Origin of the sequence: Cupriavidus sp. KK10, assembly GCF_018223725.1 — a bacterium.
GTDB lineage: Bacteria > Pseudomonadota > Gammaproteobacteria > Burkholderiales > Burkholderiaceae > Cupriavidus > Cupriavidus necator.
Map to the genome: position 1 here is coordinate 4,156,039 of NZ_CP073677.1, position 20,843 is coordinate 4,176,881.

At 65.3% G+C, this 20,843-nt stretch carries 16 protein-coding genes and 4 pseudogenes; 6 read left to right on the forward strand and 14 right to left on the reverse strand.

The features are described from left to right. Positions 1 to 209 precede the first annotated feature (209 nt). A complete protein-coding gene (locus tag KB879_RS19395) occupies positions 210 to 1,670 on the forward strand; it encodes a sorbosone dehydrogenase family protein (RefSeq protein ID WP_211979608.1) in 1,461 nt (486 codons plus the stop codon). 242 nt (positions 1,671 to 1,912) lie between these two features. Here the strand turns inward: KB879_RS19395 and KB879_RS19400 are convergent. From KB879_RS19400 to KB879_RS19420, 5 genes and pseudogenes are all read right to left on the reverse strand, one after another. Then, positions 1,913 to 3,293 (reverse strand): annotated as a pseudogene (locus KB879_RS19400) (DUF1329 domain-containing protein). Between the two features lie 29 nt (positions 3,294 to 3,322). Continuing rightward, complete coding sequence (locus tag KB879_RS19405; protein WP_041228527.1) at positions 3,323 to 4,315, reverse strand: NADP-dependent oxidoreductase; 993 nt, start codon at positions 4,313 to 4,315, stop codon at positions 3,323 to 3,325. Positions 4,316 to 4,331: 16 nt separating this feature from the next. Then, positions 4,332 to 5,207 carry an SDR family NAD(P)-dependent oxidoreductase gene (locus KB879_RS19410; RefSeq protein ID WP_013952031.1) on the reverse strand — a complete coding sequence of 292 codons (876 nt, stop codon included), beginning with the start codon at positions 5,205 to 5,207 and terminating at the stop codon, positions 4,332 to 4,334. Further along, entirely contained in the window at positions 5,204 to 5,863 is a 660-nt protein-coding gene (locus KB879_RS19415; RefSeq protein WP_211979609.1) for a Dabb family protein, read from the reverse strand. Before KB879_RS19415 ends, KB879_RS19410 begins: the two co-directional genes overlap by 4 nt. Beyond that, positions 5,853 to 6,197, reverse strand: a pseudogene (locus KB879_RS19420) (hypothetical protein). Before KB879_RS19420 ends, KB879_RS19415 begins: the two are co-directional and overlap by 11 nt. Before the next feature lie 251 nt (positions 6,198 to 6,448). Between KB879_RS19420 and KB879_RS19425 the strand changes: the two are divergent. Beyond that, positions 6,449 to 7,477, forward strand: a complete 1,029-nt coding sequence (locus KB879_RS19425) for an AraC family transcriptional regulator (RefSeq protein ID WP_249221157.1) — start codon at positions 6,449 to 6,451, stop codon at positions 7,475 to 7,477. Positions 7,478 to 7,525: 48 nt separating this feature from the next. Here the strand turns inward: KB879_RS19425 and KB879_RS19430 are convergent, their stop codons facing one another. Next, positions 7,526 to 8,641 carry a sensor histidine kinase KdpD gene (locus KB879_RS19430; RefSeq protein ID WP_013952035.1) on the reverse strand — a complete coding sequence of 372 codons (1,116 nt, stop codon included), beginning with the start codon at positions 8,639 to 8,641 and terminating at the stop codon, positions 7,526 to 7,528. Positions 8,642 to 8,815: 174 nt separating this feature from the next. Continuing rightward, a complete protein-coding gene (locus tag KB879_RS19435) occupies positions 8,816 to 9,169 on the reverse strand; it encodes a hypothetical protein (RefSeq protein ID WP_228772622.1) in 354 nt (117 codons plus the stop codon). A 10-nt stretch (positions 9,170 to 9,179) separates the two neighbouring features. Here KB879_RS19435 and KB879_RS19440 point away from each other — a divergent pair. After that, a pseudogene (locus KB879_RS19440) lies at positions 9,180 to 9,941 on the forward strand (IS256 family transposase); the annotation flags it as partial. A 201-nt stretch (positions 9,942 to 10,142) separates the two neighbouring features. Here KB879_RS19440 and KB879_RS39435 read toward each other — a convergent pair. The 3 genes and pseudogenes from KB879_RS39435 to KB879_RS19455 form a co-directional block, all read right to left on the reverse strand. Further along, positions 10,143 to 10,235 (reverse strand): annotated as a pseudogene (locus tag KB879_RS39435) (twin-arginine translocation signal domain-containing protein); the annotation flags it as partial. Between the two features lie 242 nt (positions 10,236 to 10,477). After that, a complete protein-coding gene (locus tag KB879_RS19450; protein WP_041228529.1) occupies positions 10,478 to 11,872 on the reverse strand; it encodes a hypothetical protein in 1,395 nt (464 codons plus the stop codon). 216 nt (positions 11,873 to 12,088) lie between these two features. Next, entirely contained in the window at positions 12,089 to 12,562 is a 474-nt protein-coding gene (locus KB879_RS19455) for a MerR family transcriptional regulator (protein ID WP_013952041.1), read from the reverse strand. Positions 12,563 to 12,640: 78 nt separating this feature from the next. On the opposite strand from KB879_RS19455, the gene KB879_RS19460 reads away from it, so the two are divergent. The 3 genes from KB879_RS19460 (at position 12,641) to KB879_RS19470 (ending at position 14,934) form a co-directional block, all read left to right on the forward strand. After that, a complete protein-coding gene (locus tag KB879_RS19460) occupies positions 12,641 to 13,879 on the forward strand; it encodes an NADH:flavin oxidoreductase/NADH oxidase family protein (RefSeq protein WP_211982248.1) in 1,239 nt (412 codons plus the stop codon). Positions 13,880 to 14,032: 153 nt separating this feature from the next. Continuing rightward, complete coding sequence (locus KB879_RS19465; protein WP_211979610.1) at positions 14,033 to 14,557, forward strand: DUF4142 domain-containing protein; 525 nt, start codon at positions 14,033 to 14,035, stop codon at positions 14,555 to 14,557. A gap of 59 nt (positions 14,558 to 14,616) precedes the next feature. Continuing rightward, complete coding sequence (locus KB879_RS19470) at positions 14,617 to 14,934, forward strand: cupredoxin family copper-binding protein (RefSeq protein WP_080569577.1); 318 nt, start codon at positions 14,617 to 14,619, stop codon at positions 14,932 to 14,934. Positions 14,935 to 14,956: 22 nt separating this feature from the next. Here KB879_RS19470 and KB879_RS19475 read toward each other — a convergent pair whose 3' ends face one another. The 4 genes from KB879_RS19475 to KB879_RS19490 form a co-directional block, all read right to left on the reverse strand. Continuing rightward, positions 14,957 to 16,513, reverse strand: a complete 1,557-nt coding sequence (locus KB879_RS19475) for a UxaA family hydrolase (RefSeq protein WP_211979611.1) — start codon at positions 16,511 to 16,513, stop codon at positions 14,957 to 14,959. Further along, positions 16,510 to 18,114, reverse strand: a complete 1,605-nt coding sequence (locus tag KB879_RS19480; protein WP_211979612.1) for an aldehyde dehydrogenase (NADP(+)) — start codon at positions 18,112 to 18,114, stop codon at positions 16,510 to 16,512. Before KB879_RS19480 ends, KB879_RS19475 begins: the two co-directional genes overlap by 4 nt. A gap of 35 nt (positions 18,115 to 18,149) precedes the next feature. Further along, the gene (locus KB879_RS19485) at positions 18,150 to 19,481 is read right to left on the reverse strand and encodes an MFS transporter (RefSeq protein WP_211979613.1); all 1,332 of its coding nucleotides are present in this window, start codon (positions 19,479 to 19,481) and stop codon (positions 18,150 to 18,152) included. A 133-nt stretch (positions 19,482 to 19,614) separates the two neighbouring features. Continuing rightward, entirely contained in the window at positions 19,615 to 20,814 is a 1,200-nt protein-coding gene (locus KB879_RS19490) for a fumarylacetoacetate hydrolase family protein (RefSeq protein ID WP_211979614.1), read from the reverse strand. Positions 20,815 to 20,843: the final 29 nt, after the last annotated feature.

Below are 20,843 nucleotides of genomic sequence, written 5' to 3' on the forward strand. Positions count from 1 at the left end.
TCCCGATGAAGTGCTGGCCGGGGGAAGCTTGCGGATCCGGCCACCATAGCTGATCCAGGCGCCCGCATGTATCGCCGATGCCACGCGCATGAAGTACCTTTTACAAAGGCGAGGCGCGCCTGCCGCTGGAAGCCCGGCCGGACTTGTGCCAGGGCCGTGGACCGGTTCTTGCATGGCAGGCTGTGCCTGAGCCGTGACAGGAGCGCGCCATGTCCGAAGCACTTCGATATTCGCTTTGCCGATTCTTCATCGCCTGCTACCTGGGTCTCGCGGCCTGCGGAGGGGGCGGGGACGGCGGGGGTAGTGACAGCGCCACGGGCACCGGCACCGGCACGCTGACGCTCTCCATCTCCGGCCTGCCGTCCGGGACGTCGGCGGCCATCACGGTATCGGGGCCTGGCCAATTCCGCCAGACCGTGACCCAGTCGACTACGCTGTCCAACCTGGCTGCTGGCAGCTACACCATCAGTGCCGCCAGCGTGCTGACGGGCAGCACGCTCCTCAAGCCCCAGCCGCCTTCGCAGACCGTGGCGGTGACCGCGGGCGGCCGTGCTTCGGCAAGCGTGGCCTACGGCTCGCCGGAAACCGTGCAGTTGTCGCTGACGCAGGTTGCCGGCGGGTTATCAGCGCCTATCTTCCTGACCGCGCCCCACGGCGATTCGCGCCTGTTCGTGGTCGAGCGGGCCGGCCGCATCCGGATCGTGCGCAACGGCACATTGGTCGCTACACCGTTTCTCGATATCGCAGCGCTGACGACGACCGACGGCGAGCGCGGGCTGCTGTCGATGGCGTTCGATCCCAACTATGGGACCAACGGCCGCTTCTACGTCTATTACACCGACGCCAATGGCGCCATCACCATCGCCCGCTACAGCGTGTCGGCCGCGAATCCGGATATCGCCAATGCATCCGGCACCGTGCTGCTGTCGATCCCGCACGGCACTTTCTCCAACCACAACGGCGGCCAGCTCGCGTTCGGCCCGGAGGGCATGCTCTATATCGGCACGGGCGACGGCGGCGGCAGTGGCGATCCTTCGGGCAACGCCCAGAACCCGGGAACGCTGCTCGGCAAGATGCTGCGCATCGACGTCAGCGGCGCGTCCGGCTACGGCTTGCCTGCCGGCAATCCGTTCGTCGGCCAGTCCGGCAGCCGCGGCGAAATCTGGGCTCTCGGCCTGCGCAACCCGTGGCGGTTCTCGTTCGACGCCGGCTTGTTGTATATCGCCGATGTCGGCGAGGACCAGCGCGAGGAAGTCGACGTGGCGCCGGCCACCAGCGCGGGCCTGAACTACGGCTGGAACCGGACCGAGGGCACCGCCTGCGTGGGTGCGGCCGGGTGCGACAAGACCGGGCTGACTATGCCGGTCTTCGAATACGGCCATGACGCGGGCGCTTGTGCCATCGTCGGCGGCTATGTGTACCGGGGCAGTGCCAGTCCGGCGCTGCAGGGGCGGTACTTCTATACCGACCTTTGCACGGGCAAGCTGCTGAGCTTCATGTATCGCGACGGCGTTGTCGTCGAACAGGTCGACTGGAAGGTCACTGTCCCAGGCAGTGTGTTCTCCTTTGGCGTGGATGACGGGCAGGCGCTGTACGTGCTGGCCGATCCGGGCACGTCGACGACGAGCGGGCGGGTGTATCGGGTCGATGTGTCGGGCGGCACGCCGTAACGGCGGGGCTTAGGGGAGTACTGCGACTTCGGGCAGCGGTCACGCCGCTGGTTTCCGCCTCGTCGCCCATGAACGCGATAATCGAGCTCGCGCTGAGGCAAGCGCTTGCGCAAGCCACTGGAGCAGTCGAGCTCCAGCACTTATGCATGGGGAACATCCAGGGATGGAATCAATGCACGACCACAAGCCCCAACAGCAGGCATCCTCCCTCAGTCATCCGGATGCCTGCATGGGTGCGAGAGTCAATGCCCCGCCCCCCGGATCGAATCGGGCGAGAAATACGCTTCACTGAACTGCGGACTGCTGTTCAGGCGTACCGGCTTGCCTTCATTGGTCAGCCGGTCCGCCAGATAGGCGCCAGCGGTGAGGTCGTGATAGAACGCCACCGCCGGGTAATAGCGCCGTGCATCGTAGGCGAAAAGCGACGATTGCAGATTGGTCCGCCACAACTGGCCGCGGGCATCGTAGTTGTCGCAAGCACGGCCATCCAGGTGTCCTCGTCCAGGTACAGCACGCGCTTCGCGTATTGATGCCGGAAGCCTGGCTTCAATTTGGCTTCGAGCACCCAGACGCGGTGCAGTTCGTAGCGGACAAGGTCGGGGGCCGCGTGGTTGGCGCCCAGCAGCTCGGCGTACTTGACGGCGGGATCGGCCAGCTTGTAGTTGTGGTAGGGGATATAGATCTCCCGCTTGCCGACAATCTTCCAGTCGTAGCGCTCACCTAGCCATTGAACAGGCGATCGTCGTCCACGGTGCGGAAGCCGCCCGGACCGAGCGGCTGGTCGAAGCCGAACTCGGGTGCCTGCCGGACCCGGCGCGTGCCGGGATTGTATTGCCAGGTCCTGGCCGTATCCGAACCTTCGCGATCCCAGAAATTGTGGGAGACGATGATATTGCCGCGTTCGCGTAAGGGCAGTTCGGTTTCAACGCGGGCGAAAGTCCGGTTGATCAGGGGCGAGCCTTTTTCGAATGCGGTGCCGTTGACCGGCGACCAGATGTCGTATTTCCACTTGCCCCACGCGATCTTGCCGTCGCGATACACGACTGCCTGGTCATAGACGGCGGCCTCTTCGGCAATGGCGGAAGAGAAGCGAAGGTTCCACATCAGCTCCAGGCCATTCTTGGGAACGGGAAAAGGCGCGGTGGGCGGATAGTCCTTGAGGCCGTTCGCGTCGCTCGTCAGCTGCGTGCCGGGGGCGTGGTGCTGGATCGCCTTGTAGACGGCATCGCCATAGCGAAAGTCGCGATGGCTGGGATAGATCGCCATCTTGAAGGTTGCCGGGTACAGCCTGAACATGGCGAGCTGCCCGTCGCTCAGGCGGGCACGGTACTGCTCCAGGTTCTGGGCCGTGATCGTTGCCAGCGGTTGTTCCGACGCGTAGGGGTCGGGATATGCATCGCCCGGCCGGAACGCCAGGCCTGCGGGCGTGGCCTGCCACTTGCCGCTCCACGCGGGGATGCTGCCATCCTTGTTGGCGGACCGTTCCGCGCCCATGGGCGTGAGGGGACCGTCTAGGCGCTTGACTTCGTCAGGCGTCATCGCGGCCAGGGAAGGTGCGTTGATCTGTGAAACGGCTAGCACCGCACCGGCAAGCGTGCATAGCAGGAGAGCTTTGCTCTTCATTGTCTTTACTCCGTTCGATGGTGTCATGGTCATGCGCCAGCATTGGCTGGCTCGGCGATACGCAGCACCAGCTTGCTTGCCGCCTTGCCCGACTGGACCAGATCGAGTGCGCGCCCGGCCTGCTCCAGTGGCAGGCATTCGATGCGGGGCGGTCGCAGGCGCCCGCTGCCGAGCAGCGCTGCGATCTCGCGCAGCCGCGCGCCGCTGGGCATCTTGCTGAACGCCACGGCGGTGCGGACGCCGCGCTGCGCGGCTGCGGCAGGATCCGGGCCGTTGTCGCCACTGACCAGCGTCAGGATGGCGACAAGGATGCCGCCGGGCCTGAGCAGGTCCATGCCGTTCGGCAGGGTGCCGCAGCCAACCGCGTCCAATACCAGGTCGACGCCAGCCGGCGCCCATGCCCGCATGGCGGCAGCGATGTCGTCGCCCCGGTAGTCGATTGCCAGGTCGCACCCGAGCGCCATTAGTTCGTCGCGGCGTGCCGCGCTGCAGGTGGCTGCGACGGTTGCCCCGGCCGCCTTTGCCAGTTGCACGGCAAACGTGCCGACCGCGCCGGCACCGCCATGGACTAGCACCGTCTGGCCTGGCTTGAGTCCGCCTTCGTCGAAGAGTCCCGTCCAGGCGGCCAGCGCCGGGGTGGGGACGGCCGCGGCTTCGGCAAATCCCAGGTTGTCGGGAATCGGCACCACGCAATCCTGGCTGACCGCAACGTACTCGGCATAGGAACCCCACTTGCCTGCGCCGACCGCGGTCTGCGCGAACACGCGTTGTCCCGGGACAAAGTCCTTGACGCCGCTTCCCACCGCTGCCACGACGCCGCTGGCATCGAAGCCGATCACGAACGGGAAGCTGTACTGCATGAAGTGGCTCAGATAGCCTTCGCGGCATTTCCAGTCAGCGGGATTCACGCCGGCACAGGCCACGCGGACCAGGACTTCGCCGGCAGCGGGTTCCGGCCTCGGGAGGTCTCCAAGCCTGAGTACGTCGGGCCCGCCGGTACGATCAATGACGACAGCGCGCATGCTCTTCTCCATGGCCTCACCTTGCGGACAGTTCGTGGTTCAAACCAGGATGTGCCCAGGACGGAATCACGGGCGGCGGCAGCATGCCCTGGCCATCAAGCGTACGGACGTTCAGCCCGTGCGCCAGGGGGAAGTGCAGGCTATGGGCGATGTGGCCGGTGCGCAGCCGGGCCGGCACGCTGCAGAGTGCAAGCGCCGTTTCCACCAGGTACTCCACTGGCTCGGTGGGATAGCCGTCCGGGATATAGCGCTCGCTGCCTGGCGTGCGGATCGCCGTGCTCGGCGCTACGGAATTGACCGCGATATTGTCGGCCTCCAGTTCCGCTGCCAGGCCCTCGGTGAACCGGTTGATGGCGGCCTTGACCGCGGCGTAGGCCGTGACCCCGCCAGCCCGGTCAAAGTCCTGATATGGGCGAGCAGGCGACAGGGCGGTGACGGAGCCCAGGTTCAGGATCCACCCCGCGCCGCGCGTGCGCATCAGCGGGATCGCTGCACGGCTGAGCACGAAGGGGATGCGCAGGTAGTGCTTGACCGTCCTGTCGAAGATTTCCAGCGGCATCGATTCGATGCGGCTGTATTCCGCCATGCCGGCATTGTTGACCAGGATGTCGAGACCGCCCGCAGCACTTGCCGCCTGCGCCACCAGGTCGTCGCGTTGCGCGGGATCCTCGAGATCCGCCGCCAGCGCGATGGCACTGCCCCCTTGCCGCCGGATCTGGCCAACCGTCTCAGCCAGCGTGCCAGGTTCGTCTTCGGACTCGCCTGCGCGCCGTGCCGTGGCAACCACCAGCGCGCCCTCCGCCGCGAAGCGCTGCGCGATGGCACGACCGATGCCGCGGCTGGCGCCGGTTACCAGCGCAATCTTTCCTGTCAGTTTTCTGTGTGCGGTCATGGCGCGTATTCCTCGGTGCGGTTGTGGTTGGCAATCAGGCTTGTCGCGAGCGGGCAGAAGGCATGGGAGATCGCCTGGACTGTCCATTCGGGAAACTCGGGGTCGAACCATCGGTCGACATGGCCCCAATGAAAGGGGTGCATCAGGTATTCGCCCAGCAGGTCGTCTGTGCTGGCGAACTCCTGCTGCCAGACATGGGTCCAGGTGCCGGGCGACAGGACGCGGGCAAGCCGCCAGTTGAGGATGCCGGGCATGTACTCGGGCATCCGCAGCAGGTCTTGCTCAAGTGCGCGGACCTGCCAGTCCGGCGCTTCAGGCCGGAGCCGGAACATCAGCGTGCGCCAGATCCCGTGGCACAGTGGAGGGGCGCGCAGTCCGTCCGAGATCGGGCGATAGGCGACGCTATCCACCTCTGCCATGCCGTCCAGCGCGGCAACCAGGCCGATGTCGTGACCGGGCGAGCCGGATGCAGTCGGGTCGAATAGAAGGTCGAGCGTGTAGTCGCCAGCGCCCCAGCTTCCCGCCAGGTTCCTGCCAATCGCCACATGGCTCAGGCCCGGCAGCGTTTCAATGCGGGCAAGCAGGGCTTGCTCCTGTGTGCACGTCCCGGAGCAGAAGCCGGCGAGCAATCGCACCTGTGCTGTCTCAAGCCGCATCGCAATGCTCCTTGCGCTGGGGCAGCGTAGCTGTCGCATCGGCCATCACATGGCGGCGGCGCGCTTCACACAGCGTGTCGACTGTCGACCAGAAGGCGAGCACCGGGGCATCGATGCTGGCGCGCATGGCGTAGTAAGCCGGCGCATCCGCCACTTACCACAGCAGCCACAACGTATTGGGTGCATCTTCCAGCGCCACGGGCGGCGACACGCAGCGCTGCAGCAGCGCCAGGCCCCTGGCGGCGCTGCCGGGCAGGTACTGGCTTTCCAGCAGGCTCAGCACAGTGGGCAGGTGCCCGGGCGCGAGCACGATTTCATCGAGGATGTGGATCATGGTGTGTCTCAAGCGGCGCAGGCAGGGCAGCAGGGCTGCGATGCCGGAGCCGGGGGTTTGCGGGAGAGAAGCGCGGTCATGGGTTGTCCCGTATAGGCATGGTGTTCAGGGCATGGCAACCTCCATCGCCCAGGCCGTGCGCAAGCTGTCGCGCGGGTGGAAGTGCCGGGATGATTATGGGAGGCCAGGCCGCACCGAGTCCCCACCCGAACGATCAACCATCGCTACCGAAGCAATCAGAACCAGCGACCATGAATGCCCACATACCGGGGAATCCCGTACCTGTTCCGCACGGCATGGTGCAGCGCCTGCTGGACGAACTGAAGCGGCAGGGCGTCGAGGTTCCACCTGCCGCCGGCGCATCCGGGCATGCGCCGGCGGCCCGGTTCACCGCGCTCTATCGCGCCGCGATCGAGCGGCTGGAAGCCCTGGTCGCCAAAGGCAACGGCCACCCCCCGATGCGCAAGCAGGAAGTGGACTTGTTGTGCCGTTGCGTATTGAGCAGCCAGACGCTGAGGGAGGCGATCCGCTGCGCGGCCGACTTCTGCGCGATGCTGTATCCGCGCGCCGGGGCGCTCAGCCTCGGGCAAAGCGCAGGGCAGGCGGTGTTCCGCATGGATTCGCTGCGGCGTGCGAACTCCTCCGCGGCTTGCCTGGTGGACCTGACCGGGCTCTTCTTCTATATGCTGCTGTTCGGCTGGCTGGTCGGCCAGCCGCTGCGCCCGACCCACGTCTACCTGGCGCATCCCCGGCGCGAGGACGCCATGCCTTTCCTGGGCTTGTTCCATGCCGCGGTGACGTCTGGCGCCCAGACCTACGGCTTCGAATTCGATGAGGCCTTGCTCGACCGGCCGGTCGTGCGCCAGGCCGCGGAGCTCGACGCCTTCCTGGAAGATTTTCCTTACCGCCTGATCGGCGCGCCGGTCGAGGTCGTATCAGTGAGCCAGCAGGTGCACGGCATCCTGCACGCAGCGCTGGTGCATGGCGCGCGGCTGCCGACGCTGGCTGAGCTGGCCATGCGCTTTGATGTGAGCGAGCCGACCCTGCGCCGCCGTCTCGCTGCCGACGGCAGCAGCTACCGGGTACTGCGCGAACACAGCCTGCAAGAGTACGCGGAACAATGCCTGTGCACGACCAACTGGTCGGTAGGAAGAATCGCGGAGCAGCTTGGCTTTGCCAGCGAGGAAGCGTTTCGGCGGGCGTTCCAGCGCTGGACCGGGCATGCGCCGACGCGCTTCAGGCGGGAAAGCAGGGGTGAGGCGGTGAACGGGAGTTGGTGATGCGGTCAATCCAGCTGTCGGCAATAGAGAACAGGCTGCCCGCGCCCGTTACGTGCGACGCGGCAGACGCACGTCAAACGTGGTCCCTGTCTGGTCGGAGCGCGCCTCGATCGATCCCTGATGGGCCTTGGTAATCTCGCTCACTATGTACAGCCCGAGTCCGAGGCCGTCCGCATTTTTGTTCTCCTGATCCGGGCCTCTCCTCAACGGATCAAAAAGGCGCTCCAGCGACAGCGGGTCAATGGCGGGACCACTGTTCCTGACCTCGAGACTGACTTCCGCGTCATGGCCGGTGACTGCAACGCAGACCGGCTCGTCCGGCGCGCCGTACCTTATCGCGTTAAGCACCAGATTGGAAAGCAGTTGCTGCAGGCGCAGGCCGTCCCAAATACCCTGCACGTTGCCCTTCACCTCAAGCTCGATGCGGCGGGTCGGATGAGCTGCACGCAACTGGTCCACGGTATCGGCGACCAATTCAGCCAGATCGACGTCGTAAGGCGTGATGTTGATGCCCAAGCCGAGTTTCGTTCGGTTGAAATCGCACAGATCATCCAGAAGAGAATTCATGCGGGAACCACTTCGAATCAGTCGGGCTGCAGCTTCCGATACCTTCTCCCCAGCGTTCAGCGCCGCCAGATATGAGGCGGTCGTCTGGATGGTCTGCAGTGGGCTGCGCATATCGTGCCCAACCATGCCGAGCAACAGGTCGCGAGCCTGCTCTACCTGCGAATGGAAAAATGCCACGGATTCCGCGACTGCCTGATCGATAGCCTCGTTGAACCGCATCACGTCGTCCAGATAAGGGGCGGCCGGCTGACATTCGTCAATCCACAAACGCAGCACGCTGGCGCGCAGCGCCAGGTACTCAGCGACCAGTTGATTGATGTTGAAGCCACCGCGCGCCCGCAGGAGGGCGTGCGTTTGTGCAGCGGTCTCCGGCGCACCGAGTAGCTTGGGAGCCTGTCCCATGGATTTTTCGCGTTGAGCTTCCCTCGTTTGCGGGGTCAACAAATCCTTCGCCACGGCTTGCAAGATCTGCGGTGCGTGGTCACGCAGCGCGAGGGAGTCCATGTTTCTTGCGGCTGGCAGCAGGGTGGTCGCAAACTCCTCCCACGCCGCCACAATGCGGCCTGTATCCCGCAAGATGAAGTCAGCTAGTCGCATGTCTTCTCCTGGAGAGAGCGAGCCCCGGAAATGCACGCTTGAGAATTTATCTTACGCTAGTAATCGGCGGTTCCAGCAGCGTTGGGAACGGACTTGCATGACCGATTCGGCACAAACGTCGGTTGACCGGCCATGGGGCGAAAGTGGTCTCCCGCAGACCCCTGGCGGCCCCGTTCAGCGCCGCTGCAGGCCGCCCGACTTGTGCTTCCTGACCGCACGCAGCACCAGGCCCGCCAGCACCGCGACGACCGCCAGGATGCCGACGGCGATAAGAAAAGGTAAGGGCCGATCGATTGCCAGGCTTTCCCCGGCGACGACGATACCAAATGCATAGCCCGCTTCGGCAATCGCCATCGCGGCCAGGAATTTGCGGAAGGGGTAATGCATGGAGCCGAACAGATAACCGGGAATTTCCGACGGAACCGCGATACAGAACAGCAGCACCGCCCAGAACTTCATGCGCTGCGACACGTAGTCCCGGTACTTCGCCAGCTTGTCCGCGTAACCACTACCGGGCCAAAGTTTCAAGGTGAGTCTGCAACGCCGGCTGTCCGGCTTCGACGACCACGTAATCAGCATGTATGCACGCGGGATGAGCGTGCGTGAGATTCAGGGCCATTTGCAGGAACTGTATGGGCTGCAGGTCTCGCCTGACCTGATTTCCACCATCACCGACGAAGTGCTGGCCGAGGTCGACCAATGGCAGCAGCGTCCGCTGGAGGCGATGTATCCCATCGTCTACTTCGACGCGCTGCGCCTGAAGATCCGCGACGAAGGCACCGTCAGGAACAAGGCCGTCTACCTGGCCTTGGGTATCCGCGCCGACGGGCGCAAGGAGGTGCTCGGGCTGTGGATCGAGCAAACCGAGGGCGCCAAGTTCTGGCTCAAGGTCTTCAACGAGTTGAAGAACCGCGGCCTGGACGACATCCTGGTCGCCGTCGTCGACGGCCTGCGTGGCTTCCCCGAAGCGATCGAGGCCGTCTACCCGGGCGCGCAAATCCAGACCTGTATCGTCCACCTGATCCGCAACTCGCTGAACCTGGCGAGCTGGAAGGACCGCAAGGGCCTGGCGGCCGCGCTCAAGCCGATTTACCAGGCTGCCACGGCCGACGCCGCCGCCGGCGCGCTGCAGGCGTTCGCCGCCAGCGATTGGGGCCGGAAATTCCCCACGGTGGCCGACATGTGGCGCCGCCAATGGGAACAGGTCATCCCGTTCTTCGTCTACCCGCCCGAAGTACGCAGGATCATCTACACGACCAACGCCATTGAAAGCATGCACATGCAGTTGCGCAAGATCGTATAAGGATGTCAAAAAGGTCGTACCGCGCTTCATCAAGCGTTCATGTGCAGGCAGGCCATAGCCCTTGGGCAACTCGCCAGGTCGGAAGTAGCGTTCCTGGTCAACAAGGATAAACAGAATGTTGTACGGTCCCGATGCCGGGCTCCCGGTGGCCTGGGCCGCGTCGCTTGCCCCGGCAGGGGCATCCTTGGCATCCGCGCCTGCGCCAAGACCCAATGCCATGGTGCCAACCCCGGCAGTCTGGAGGAAATCGCGCCGCGTCAATGTGCCGCCAGGCTTGTTGTCGTTGCTCATTGGCTTCTCCCTGCCTGTTTGCGCGGCCCATGGCGGGTGGACGCTGCGCTGCTGCAGGCCCGCCCAGGCATGCGTAAGGCAGTCTAGCAAGCATGTTTTCTGCCGCCAAGGCTGGGTGCGGCGCCGGCAGGAGGCGATGGTTGGCAACCACACACATTCGCGGTTCAGGCAGTCGAACTACGTTTCGCAGATGATCGGAGTGCGGACAAGATTCCCCACACCCTGGGACTGCGCTTGCCGCTTCACAACATATCCTCGATGGGATCTCGTTGCGAGCGAATCTCCTCCGGACTGAGGACGATATAGCCCAGCGACTTCAGCAACTGCACCGCCTCCAGCTCCGCGTCCAGGTACACCGGCCGTTCCGGGCGGCGCGGGCGCGGCGCGGCCGGCAGCCATGCGGCGCTGGCCTGCGCGGCGGGCGCTGGCTGGCCGTCAGACCATCGCGCGGTCAGGATGCGGCAATGCTCCAGGTTGGGCTTCCAGGCAACGTCCACGGCGGCATTGAACCTGGCGGTGCAAAGCCGCAAGCGCTTCAGCGCCTTCAGCCAGTTGATGAAGGCATCGCGCTCCGGTGGCTGGTAGCCCTTCAGCAAGGTAGCCAGGCTGTCTTGCGCAGTGGCGCTGTCGGCTGCCTGGTCGTCTTCTAGCAGGGCAAGCTCAAGCGCCACGTGCTGGCGGCCGTCATGGTCATAGATCGCGCAGTCGGCGTCCAGCACGCCTTCGCGCAGCAGCTCGCACAGCAGTACCCAGGCCCTTGGATTCTTGTCGAGCCGGCCTTCGAGCGTCGGGTCGATCTGGCTGAGAATGTCCGGGATGGGGCGCGCCTCGTCTGACTGGATGGCCAGGGCGAATGCCATCGTGTTGTCGGACGGCCTGGCTCCGCTTGCCAGCATCTGCAATGACGCTTCCCAGAGTTCGCGGATTTCTGCCGCGGTATCCACAGCATGCATCCATGCATAGTCCTCCAGCGCCGCGCACAGCCTGCGCGCGGGCCTGGCCAGCTGGCCGGCCAGCGTCTTGATAAAACCCGTGCAATGCGCGCAGCGGCATTCCAGGCGGCCCGCATGCAGGAAACCGGCGTACAGCCGTTCCTGGTGTCCGCAGTGTGCGCATTCGATTGAGAAGCCGCCCTGCCGTGCCGGCCGCTGCGAGGCGAGCAGCCCGTCGACCTGATAGTGCGCCGGTCCGTCGCAGCACGGGCAGATCCATTGCAGCTTGTGCGCGCCGTCCCGAGGTCGCGCCGCCCGGTCGAACTGGCGCTCGATGGCGCTGCGCGGAATGCCCTGCGCGCGCCCGACCACGTCTGCGCTGTAGCGCCAATAGCAGTACGAGTGGGCGGCAGCGGCGATCTCCGGAGAGAGCCGCTGCAGATCCGGCATCAGGCGGGGGCTGTGCCGGATCTCGTCGGCCATGGCATCGATCTGCGCTGGCCCGCCCGGCATCACCGCCTCAAGGGCAGCGCGGCTCTGTTCCAGGAAATCGGGCACGTAGACCCGGCGGATGTAGTCCTCGTTCTCGAGCCAGAGCAAGTGGCCGGGGAGGGCTTCCAGTACATCAACCCCTTCCCTGACTTCCGACATGCCGGCGCAGGCGAGAAACGTGAACGGCTTACTAAACAGGAAGGCGTCTGTCATGTTGTCGTCAACGGAGTATCCCGCCCACGAGCTGGCAACATGCCTCGTGTGCGATGGGTCACCACCCCGTGACTCGGCCAAGCAAGCGCACGGAAAGCGCAATCCTGATGGCGCCTTCCGTTCCGGGGACTTCCCCCTTCTTGTTTTCAGATCCATGGGACCTGTGCGGATTTTGCATCTGCCGCATTGGACAGCATAGGCGAACCTGACGCCTCGTTACAGAGGAATTCCTTTTCTTGACGTCCTCGTCCTACGACCTGGGAGACCCGCCGGGGCACCACCGTTGCCATCCTGATTCATTCGCTCCAGGACCCGCCTGGCCTTGCCCTCGCAATCTTCGCCTTCCCTGGTGCCGTTGATCTCGTCGATCAGTGCGACGAGGCGGTGCTTGCTCTGCGCCAGACGCTGCTCCAGCAACTCGATCTCATCGACCTTGCGCCGCAGGGCTTGGAGGAGTTGGTCATGTGGCCACTTGTCCAGGTCTGGTGGCAGGATGGCTCGAATCTCTTCCAGGGAGAAGCCCGAGCCTTGCGCACACATGATGATCTCCAGCCTGGTCAACGTTTCCGGCGCGTATTCGCGATAGCCGTTGGCTTGCCGCTGCGCGGGCTCGAGCAGGCCGCTCGCTTCATAAAACCGGATGCGTGAGGCGGCAATGCCACTCAGTCGAGCCAGTTCTCCGATTTTCATCCGCATTCTCCAGAGGCCTTGACCTTAAAGTTGACTTTAAGCTTAAAGTCGGGCTCTGGTCAAATCAGGATGCCTCCCATGAAGCTGTTCACACCCCTTGCCCTGCCCAACGGCGCTGTGATTCCCAACCGTCTCGCCAAAGCGGCCATGGAAGAGAATATGGCGGATGCGGACCACGCCCCATCGGATGCGCTGCTGCGCTTGTACGACGCCTGGGCCAACGGCATGGCAGGCCTGATCCTGACCGGCAACGTCATGGTGGATCACCGTGCTATGACCGGGCCCAACGGTGTGGTCCTGGAAGACGACACCCGCCTGGACCGCTTCCGGCGTTGGGCCCGCACCGCACGGGCCGGCGGCGCCCATGTCTGGATGCAAATCAACCACCCCGGGCGCCAGATGCCTGCGGCACTCGGCCAGACCACCTTGGCGCCGTCGGCCGTTCCGCTGGACCTCGGGGCGCTGTCCAAGCAGTTTCCCGTGCCCAGGGAAATGACCGGCCGGGACATCGCCGACGTACAGCAGCGCTTTACACGATCCGCCCAACTGGCGGAACGAAGCGGCTTTACCGGGGTGCAGATTCATGCGGCCCATGGCTACCTGTTGAGCCAGTTCCTGTCACCGATCGCCAACAAGCGGCAGGACCAGTGGGGCGGCAGTATCGAGAACCGTGCGCGCCTGCTGCTCGGCATCGTCCGGTCCGTACGAAGCGCGGTATCGCCCCGGTTCGCGGTCTCGGTCAAGCTGAATTCGGCTGACTTCCAGCGCGGCGGCTTCAGCGCCGATGACGCGAGGCGGGTGGTCGAGATGCTCAACCCGCTCAACGTCGACCTGATCGAGCTGTCGGGCGGAAGCTATGAGGCGCCGGCAATGCAGGGGCAAGCCCGTGATGGCCGCACGCTGGCCCGGGAAGCCTACTTCCTGGAGTTTGCGCGCGACATCGCGTCCGTCGCGCGCATGCCCTTGATGGTCACCGGAGGCATCCGCCGCCGCGCCGTGGCCGAACAGGTGATCGACAGTGGCATCGCCATGGCGGGCATCGCCACAGCGCTGTCCATCGACCCGAACCTGCCGCGCAACTGGCATGCAGGAAAGAACAATGCGCCCGCGCTGCGATCGATCACCTGGAAGAACAAGACGCTGGGCTCCCTGGCCAATATGGCCGTCGTCAAGTTCCAGCTCAAACGGCTCAGTGAGGGACGTGTCACGGACCCACGCATCTCGCCCGTCAGGGCGCTAGTGTTGCAGCAGCTGTCCACTTCGTGCCAGACGCGGCGGTATCGCCGATGGACGACGCAGCGGGCCGGTGCCCGTTAGTGGTGGTTGTGCGGGGCCACCGGGAATCGCGTGCGCCAAGGCGGGCGGCGTGACGTCAACCGCCGGGCAGGCGATCGCGACACAATTAGTTCACAACGTGACAGAGTTTTCTATACTCCTTATTTTTCGACTCGAACAATAGGATGTGACGCCATGAAACTTGCAAATTTCGCCTTGGCTGCGGCCATATTGTTTTCGGCAGGCACGACGTTTGCCCAGGATGCTGTCAACGACGCGCAGATCGCCTCGATCGTGGTCACAGCAAATCAGGTCGATATCGACGCCGGGAAATTGGCAAAAAGGAAGGCATCTGGCAAGGACGTGAAGGCGTTCGCGCGACAGATGATCACGGATCACACCGGTGTCAACAAGTCGGCCACCGCCCTGGTAAAGAAGCTGAAGGTGAAGCCAGAGGGCAATCCGACCAGCACAAGCCTCAAGTCGGATGGCGACAAGAATCTCAGCAAGCTCAAAGGCCTCAAGGGTGCGGAGTTCGATAGCGCCTATATCGACAATGAGGTGACTTATCACCAGGCCGTGATCGACGCGATGGACAAGACGTTGATTCCCGGCGCCAAGAACGAAGAGCTGAAGGCGTTGCTGGTGAAGGTTCGTCCGGCCTTCGTGGCGCATCTTGAGCATGCCAAGCAAATCCAGGGTTCGCTGGGCAAGAAGTGACAGAGCGCGTGGATCGCACCGGGAGCCGGCATCGGCTTGCTGCCTGGATTCCGCTGCTTATGGTGGCGGGGAGTTGTGCCAGTTGGCCGGCGCTTGGCCGGCCGGCTACCCATACCGTGCTGATGGACGGTACTGCATACGTACCGCGGACACTCGCCGTACGGCGCGGTGACGTTGTGGTGTGGGTCAATAAGGACCCGTTTCCGCATACCGTGACCGCGTCGGGCGGCGGCTTTGATTCCAAGGCCATCGCCCCGGGTAAGTCGTGGACGTACACGGCAAGGAAGACCGGCGTGTTCCCGTACACCTGTACCTTGCATCCGACCATGACAGGCACGCTCAGCGTGGGGTCGAATGCAAAGGCCAGTGGCGAATGACGCCAGCCGCGCGGATGCCCCGTCAGGTGATCGCGCCAAGCTGCCAGGGAACGAACTCGTTCTGGCCGTAACCGTGCAATTCGCTCTTTGAGCGCTGTCCCGACGCTGCCGCCAGCATGAGGCGGAAAATCTCTTCCCCAAGCGCGTCGATCGTCTGCGTGCCGTCGATCACGGTGCCGCAGTTGATGTCGATATCCTCCTGCTGGCGCTGCCACAAGGCGGTATTGGTGCCGAGCTTCAGGGACGGGGACGGTGCACAGCCATAGGCGGAGCCGCGCCCGGTGGTAAAGCAGATCAGGTTGGCGCCGCCGGCCACCTGTCCGGTCGCCGAGACCGGATCGTAGCCAGGGGTGTCCATGAAGACCAGGCCAGCCGCCTCCACCGGCTCTGCGTAGCGGTATACGTCGACCAGGTTGGTGGTGCCGCCCTTGGCCACGGCACCGAGCGATTTCTCCAGGATGGTGGTGAGTCCGCCCGCCTTGTTGCCGGCGGACGGGTTGTTGTCCAGGCTGGCGTTCATGCGCGCGCAGTAGGCTTCCCACCAGCGGATGCGGTCGAGCAGCTTGTGCCCGACTTCCGGCGAGACGGCACGGCGCGTCAGCAAATGCTCGGCGCCATAGATCTCCGGCGTCTCCGACAGGATGGCGGTACCCCCGTGCGCCACCAGCCGGTCGACGGCTGCGCCGAGCGCGGGATTGGCGCTGATGCCGGAATAGCCGTCGGAGCCGCCGCATTGCAGTCCGACCACCAGGTGGCTGGCATCGACGGGCTCGCGTCGCACCCGGTTGGCGTCGGGCAGCATCGCCTTGATCTGCTCGATGCCTGCCGCCACCGTACGGGCCGTGCCGCCGGTGGCCTGGATGGTCATGGTTTTCAGCGCGGCGCCGCGCGCCAGTCCCTCGCTGTCGAGCAGGCCGTCGATCTGGTTGGTTTCGCAGCCCAGCCCGACGATCAGCACGGCGGCAAAGTTGGGGTGGCGCGCATAGCCCGCCAACGTGCGTCGCAGCAGCGCCAGGCCTTCGCCTTCGCCATCCACCGCGCAGCCTTGCCCGTGCGTCAGCGCCACCACGCCATCCACGTTCGGGTAGTCTGCCAGCGCCTGCGGATTGAGCTCGCGCCGGAAATGCTCGGCGATGGCGCGTGCCGCGGTGGCAGAGCAATTGACGGAGGTAAGGATGCCGATGTAGTTGCGCGTGCCGACCCGCCCATCGGCGCGGACGATGCCCATGAACTGCGCGCGCTGCGGCGCCACGGCGGCAGGGCGCGTCGCGGTACCAAACGCGTAGTCGCGCTCGAACTCGCCGATGGCCAGGTTGTGGGTGTGGACGTGCTCGCCCGGTGCGACCGGACGCGTAGCGAAGCCGATGATCTGCCCGTAGCGCCGCACCGGCGCGCCGGCTTCAAGGGCGCGCACTGCCAGCTTGTGCCCTGCGGGCACCAGGCCGCGCACCACCAGGCCTGCGCCGAGGCGCGCGCCTGCCACCAGTTGCGCACGCGCGATGACGACATCGTCATCCGGATGCAGCCGTATGACGAGTTCGGCCGCGGTTGCTGCTTCCTGTTCCAGGACGACGCTCATGCTGCGGCCTCCAGATCGTGCGCGCCTTGCAGCGCGGCGCGTGTCGGCACGCCGTCGACCAGGCGCGGCAGCTGCCACGGGTTACGGTCGCGCAAGGCCGGTGGGAGCACGGAATCGGGATAGTTCTGGTAGCACACCGGGCGCAGGAAGCGCTCGATGGCAGCGCTGCCGACGGAGGTGCCGCGCGCATCGGTGGTAGCCGGGTAGGGGCCGCCGTGGACGATGGCGTCGCTGACTTCCACGCCGGTCGGGTAACCGTTGAAGAGCAAACGGCCGACCTTGCTTTCCAATAGCGCGATCAGCGCGGCGTGGTGATGGAGGTCACCGTCATCGGCCATCAGCGTGGCCGTAAGCTGGCCGCGCATCCGTTCGGCAAAGGCCAGGAAGTCATCTTCGGAATCCAGCGCGACGATCACCGTCGACGGGCCGAATACCTCCTCCTCCAGCGGACGATTTTCCGCAAACAGCACGCTGCGATCGGCCTTCAGCAGATGTCCGCCGATGCGGCCGTCCGCTTGCTTTGACACCAGGACTTCCACGCCGGGGACTTCGCGCAAGCCGGCCAGCCCGCGCTGGAAATTGTCCCGGATGCCGGCGCCCAGCATGGGCTGCGGCTCGGCCAGCGCCAGTGCCGTGCCGAGTTCGGCGACGAACGCATCGAATGCCGGCGAGCGGATGCCAAGCACCAACCCCGGGTTGGTGCAAAGCTGGCCGCAGCCGAAGGTCACCGAGGCTGCCAGTTCGCGCGCAATCTGCGCGCCGCGAGCGGACAGTGCCGAGGGCATCAGAAACACCGGGTTCACGCTCGACATCTCCGCAAACACCGGAATCGGATCCGGCCTCGATTGCGCCAGATCGAACAACGCCCGGCCCGCAGCCAGTGACCCGGTAAAGCCTACGGCCTTGATGTGCGGCGCCCATACCAGTGCCGCGCCGGCGGCTGCGGTGCCGAACACCATGTTGAAGACGCCCGCCGGCGCACCGCTGCGCGCGATCGCGCGTTCGATTGCATTGGCCACGTATGCAGACGTGACCATGTGGCCCGGATGCGCCTTCACCACCACCGGGCAGCCCGCTGCCAGCGCCGAAGCCGTGTCGCCGCCGGCCACCGAGAATGCAAGTGGGAAATTGCCGGCGCCGAAGACCGCCACCGGACCCACGCCGACGCGGTACTGCCGCAGGTCGAGCCGCGGCAGCGGCTGGCGCGCAGGCTGCGCGCGGTCGATGCGGACATCGAGGAAGTCACCGCGCCATACCGTGGCCGCGAACATGCGCAGCTGATTGCTGGTGCGCTTGCGCTCGCCTTCCAGCCGCGCCGGCGGCAGGGCGGTCTCGCGGCTGGCCGCCGCGATGAACGCCTGGTCCAGCGCATCGATTTCATCGGCGATGGTTTCCAGCAGCGCGGCGCGTTCGGCCGGGCTGCTGGCGCGGAATGCGGGGAAGGCCTGGTGCGCGGCCAGCGCGGCTGCTGCAACTTCGGCTCCGGTGGCTTCGTGGAAGCTGACCGGGTATCGCTCGCCGGTCACGGCGTCAACGCTGTACAGCGGGGTGCCGGCGGCACGGCGTTCGCCGCCGATGTAGTGAAGTCCGAGGATGGTCATGTCAGGTGTTTGGATGCAGGGAATACGGGACGCGGTCAGGCCGCCTCGGAGGAGCCAAGCCGCAACGTCGAATCGCGGCGGGCCCGTGCGCCGATGCTCATCAGCAGCAGCACGCCGACCACGCCTGCGATGGCCAGGGCCAGCATGCCCGCTTGCTGGCTATGGAATGCGGATTCGACAGCGGTCTTCAGCGTCGGCGCGATAAAGCCACCGAGATTGCCCAGCGCCCCGATCAGGGCGATGCCGCTGGCCGCAGCGGTGCCACTCAGGTACGCGGTGGGCAGCGTCCAGAACAGCGGCTGGACCACGACAAAGCCGACGGTAGCCAGGCAGAACGCCATCAGCACGGGCACCAGTTCGTGCCCCAGCGTCGACAGTGCGATGCCGGTGGCCGCCATCGCGAGCATGGCCATGGCGAATTCCCGTTGCTTGCCCCTGGCGTCCGCGATGCCGGTGATCAGACGCAGGGAAACCAGCGCGCACAGCCACGGAATCGCGGTGAGCAGGCCGACCTTGGCACCAATCGCCGTGCCGGTCAGCTCGGAAATACGCGTCGGCAGGTAGAAGATGACGCCGTAGACGCTGACCTGGATGGCGAAGTAGATGGCGACGAAACGCAGCACTTGCCAGTTGCCCAGCGCGCTCAGTGCGGTTGCCGGGCCATGCGCGGTCTTCTGGTTGTCTTCCGCGGTGATAGCGGCTTCGAGCGCAGTCTTCTCGTCGGCGTTCAGCCACTTGGCATCGCGCGGCTTGCTGACTAGGTAGAAGAAGGCGATCACGCCCACCACCGACGCCGCCAGGCCTTCGATGATGAACATCCATTGCCAGTTGCGCAGGGCCAGCTGGCCACCCATCACATCGAGCAGCAGCCCCGAGACCGGCCCGCCCAGCACCAGTGCCACCGGCAAGCCGAAGTAGTAGACGCCGAGCGCCTTGCCGCGCTGGCTGGCCGGGAACCAGTAGGTCGAGTACAGGATCACGCCCGGCGAGAAGCCCGCTTCGGCGACGCCAAGGATAAAGCGCAGCACGTAGAACGAGGTCTCGTCATGCGCGAACATCATGGCCGCCGAGGCCAGCCCCCAGGTGACCATGATGCGGCTGAGCCAGACCCTGGCGCCGACCCGGTGCAGAATCAGGTTGCTGGGGATTTCGAAGACGGCATAGCCGATGAAGAAAATGCCGGCGCCAAGCGCATAGGCCGCGTTGCCGATATTGGAATCGACCATCAGGGCTTGCTTGACGAAGCCGACGTTGGAGCGGTCGAGCATTGACAGCGCGAACATCAGTGCAAGGAAAGGCGCGAGGCGCAGGCGGGCCTTGCTTACCGCGCTTGCGAGCGGATCGCGGTTGGCAGCTTGAGTCTGCATGGGTTTGTCTCCGGTACGAAGCCGCGCGTCGCGGCCTCATGTCATGGATTGCGGCATCCCCGTCTTTTGCTTGCGCGAGGGTTGCTGCGGTGTTCAGGGCGGGGCGCCGTGGCGCCCGTTCAGAAATCGCCGTTCAGAAAGTGGTGTGGCCACGTGCGGCCAGGTTGGCCATCAGGGCGCGTACGCCGAACGTCCACGGAGCGATACGGTCGCTGCGGCCCACGCGGTTGACCAGGCTGCCGAGCTGGCGGCTGGAGATGGTGACAAGATCACCACCCTTGTGGGTGAAGCCGCCGCCCGCGGTGTCGCGGTCTTCCACCGGCGCGAACAGCGTGCCGAGGAACAGCATGGCGCCATCGGGATACTGGTGGGTCGCCCCCATTGCCTGCTCGGCCAGCTCCAGCGGGTCGCGTGTGATCTGGTCCATCGAGCTGGTGCCGGACAACACGAAGCCGTCCAGGCCATCGACACGCAGAACCACCGTCGCCCGCCGCACGTCGTCGAGCGAGAAACTCTGGTCGAACAGGCGCAGGAATGGACCGATCGCGCAGGAGCCGTTATTGTCCTTGGCCTTGCCCAGCAGCAACGCACTGCGGCCCTCGAAGTCGCGCAGGTTGACGTCATTACCCAGCGTGGCGCCGAGCACATCACCGCGGCTGTTGATGGCCAGCACGATCTCGGGTTCCGGATTGTTCCATGCCGAGCCGGGATGCAGTCCGATTTCCGTACCGGTGCCAAGCGCCGAAAGCAGCGGTGCCTTGGTGAAGATCTCGGCGTCCGGGCCGATGCCCACCTCAAGGTATTGCGACCACATGCCATGCTCGATCAGCAAGGCCTTGAGTTCGCCCGCCTCGCGGGAACCCGGCCGGATCCGGGACAGGCGCTCGCTCACCAGCGCCTGGATCCGGTTGCGGACCTCGGCGGCGCCTTGCGGGTCGCCCTTGGTCTGCTCTTCGATGACACGCTCGACCAAGCTGCCGGCAAAGGTCACGCCTGCCGCCTTGATCACCTGCAGGTCGCATGGCGCCAGCAGGCGGGCCACGCCGTCGCTGCCGTGCGGATCGGCCGTGTTGGCCAGCAGGTCGTCCAGCTTGCCGATCCAGCGCCCGGGCGCATTGTGCACCACCGTGAGCGGGTCGTCCTGTTCGAGCAGGGTGCTCATGGTCGGGGCGACATCGGAAATGTCGAATACACCATCCGGCCGCAAGACCACGACAGCCGGGCCGGCCGGAACGCCGTCACCGGCCGGGATCCATGCGCGGCCGACCAGCGTCCCCGCCAGCCCGTCGGCAGGAAGCGTTTGCGTAGCGCTGAGCGTGAGCGGCAATGCCATCGATTGTCTCCACTGATGTAGTTGTCATG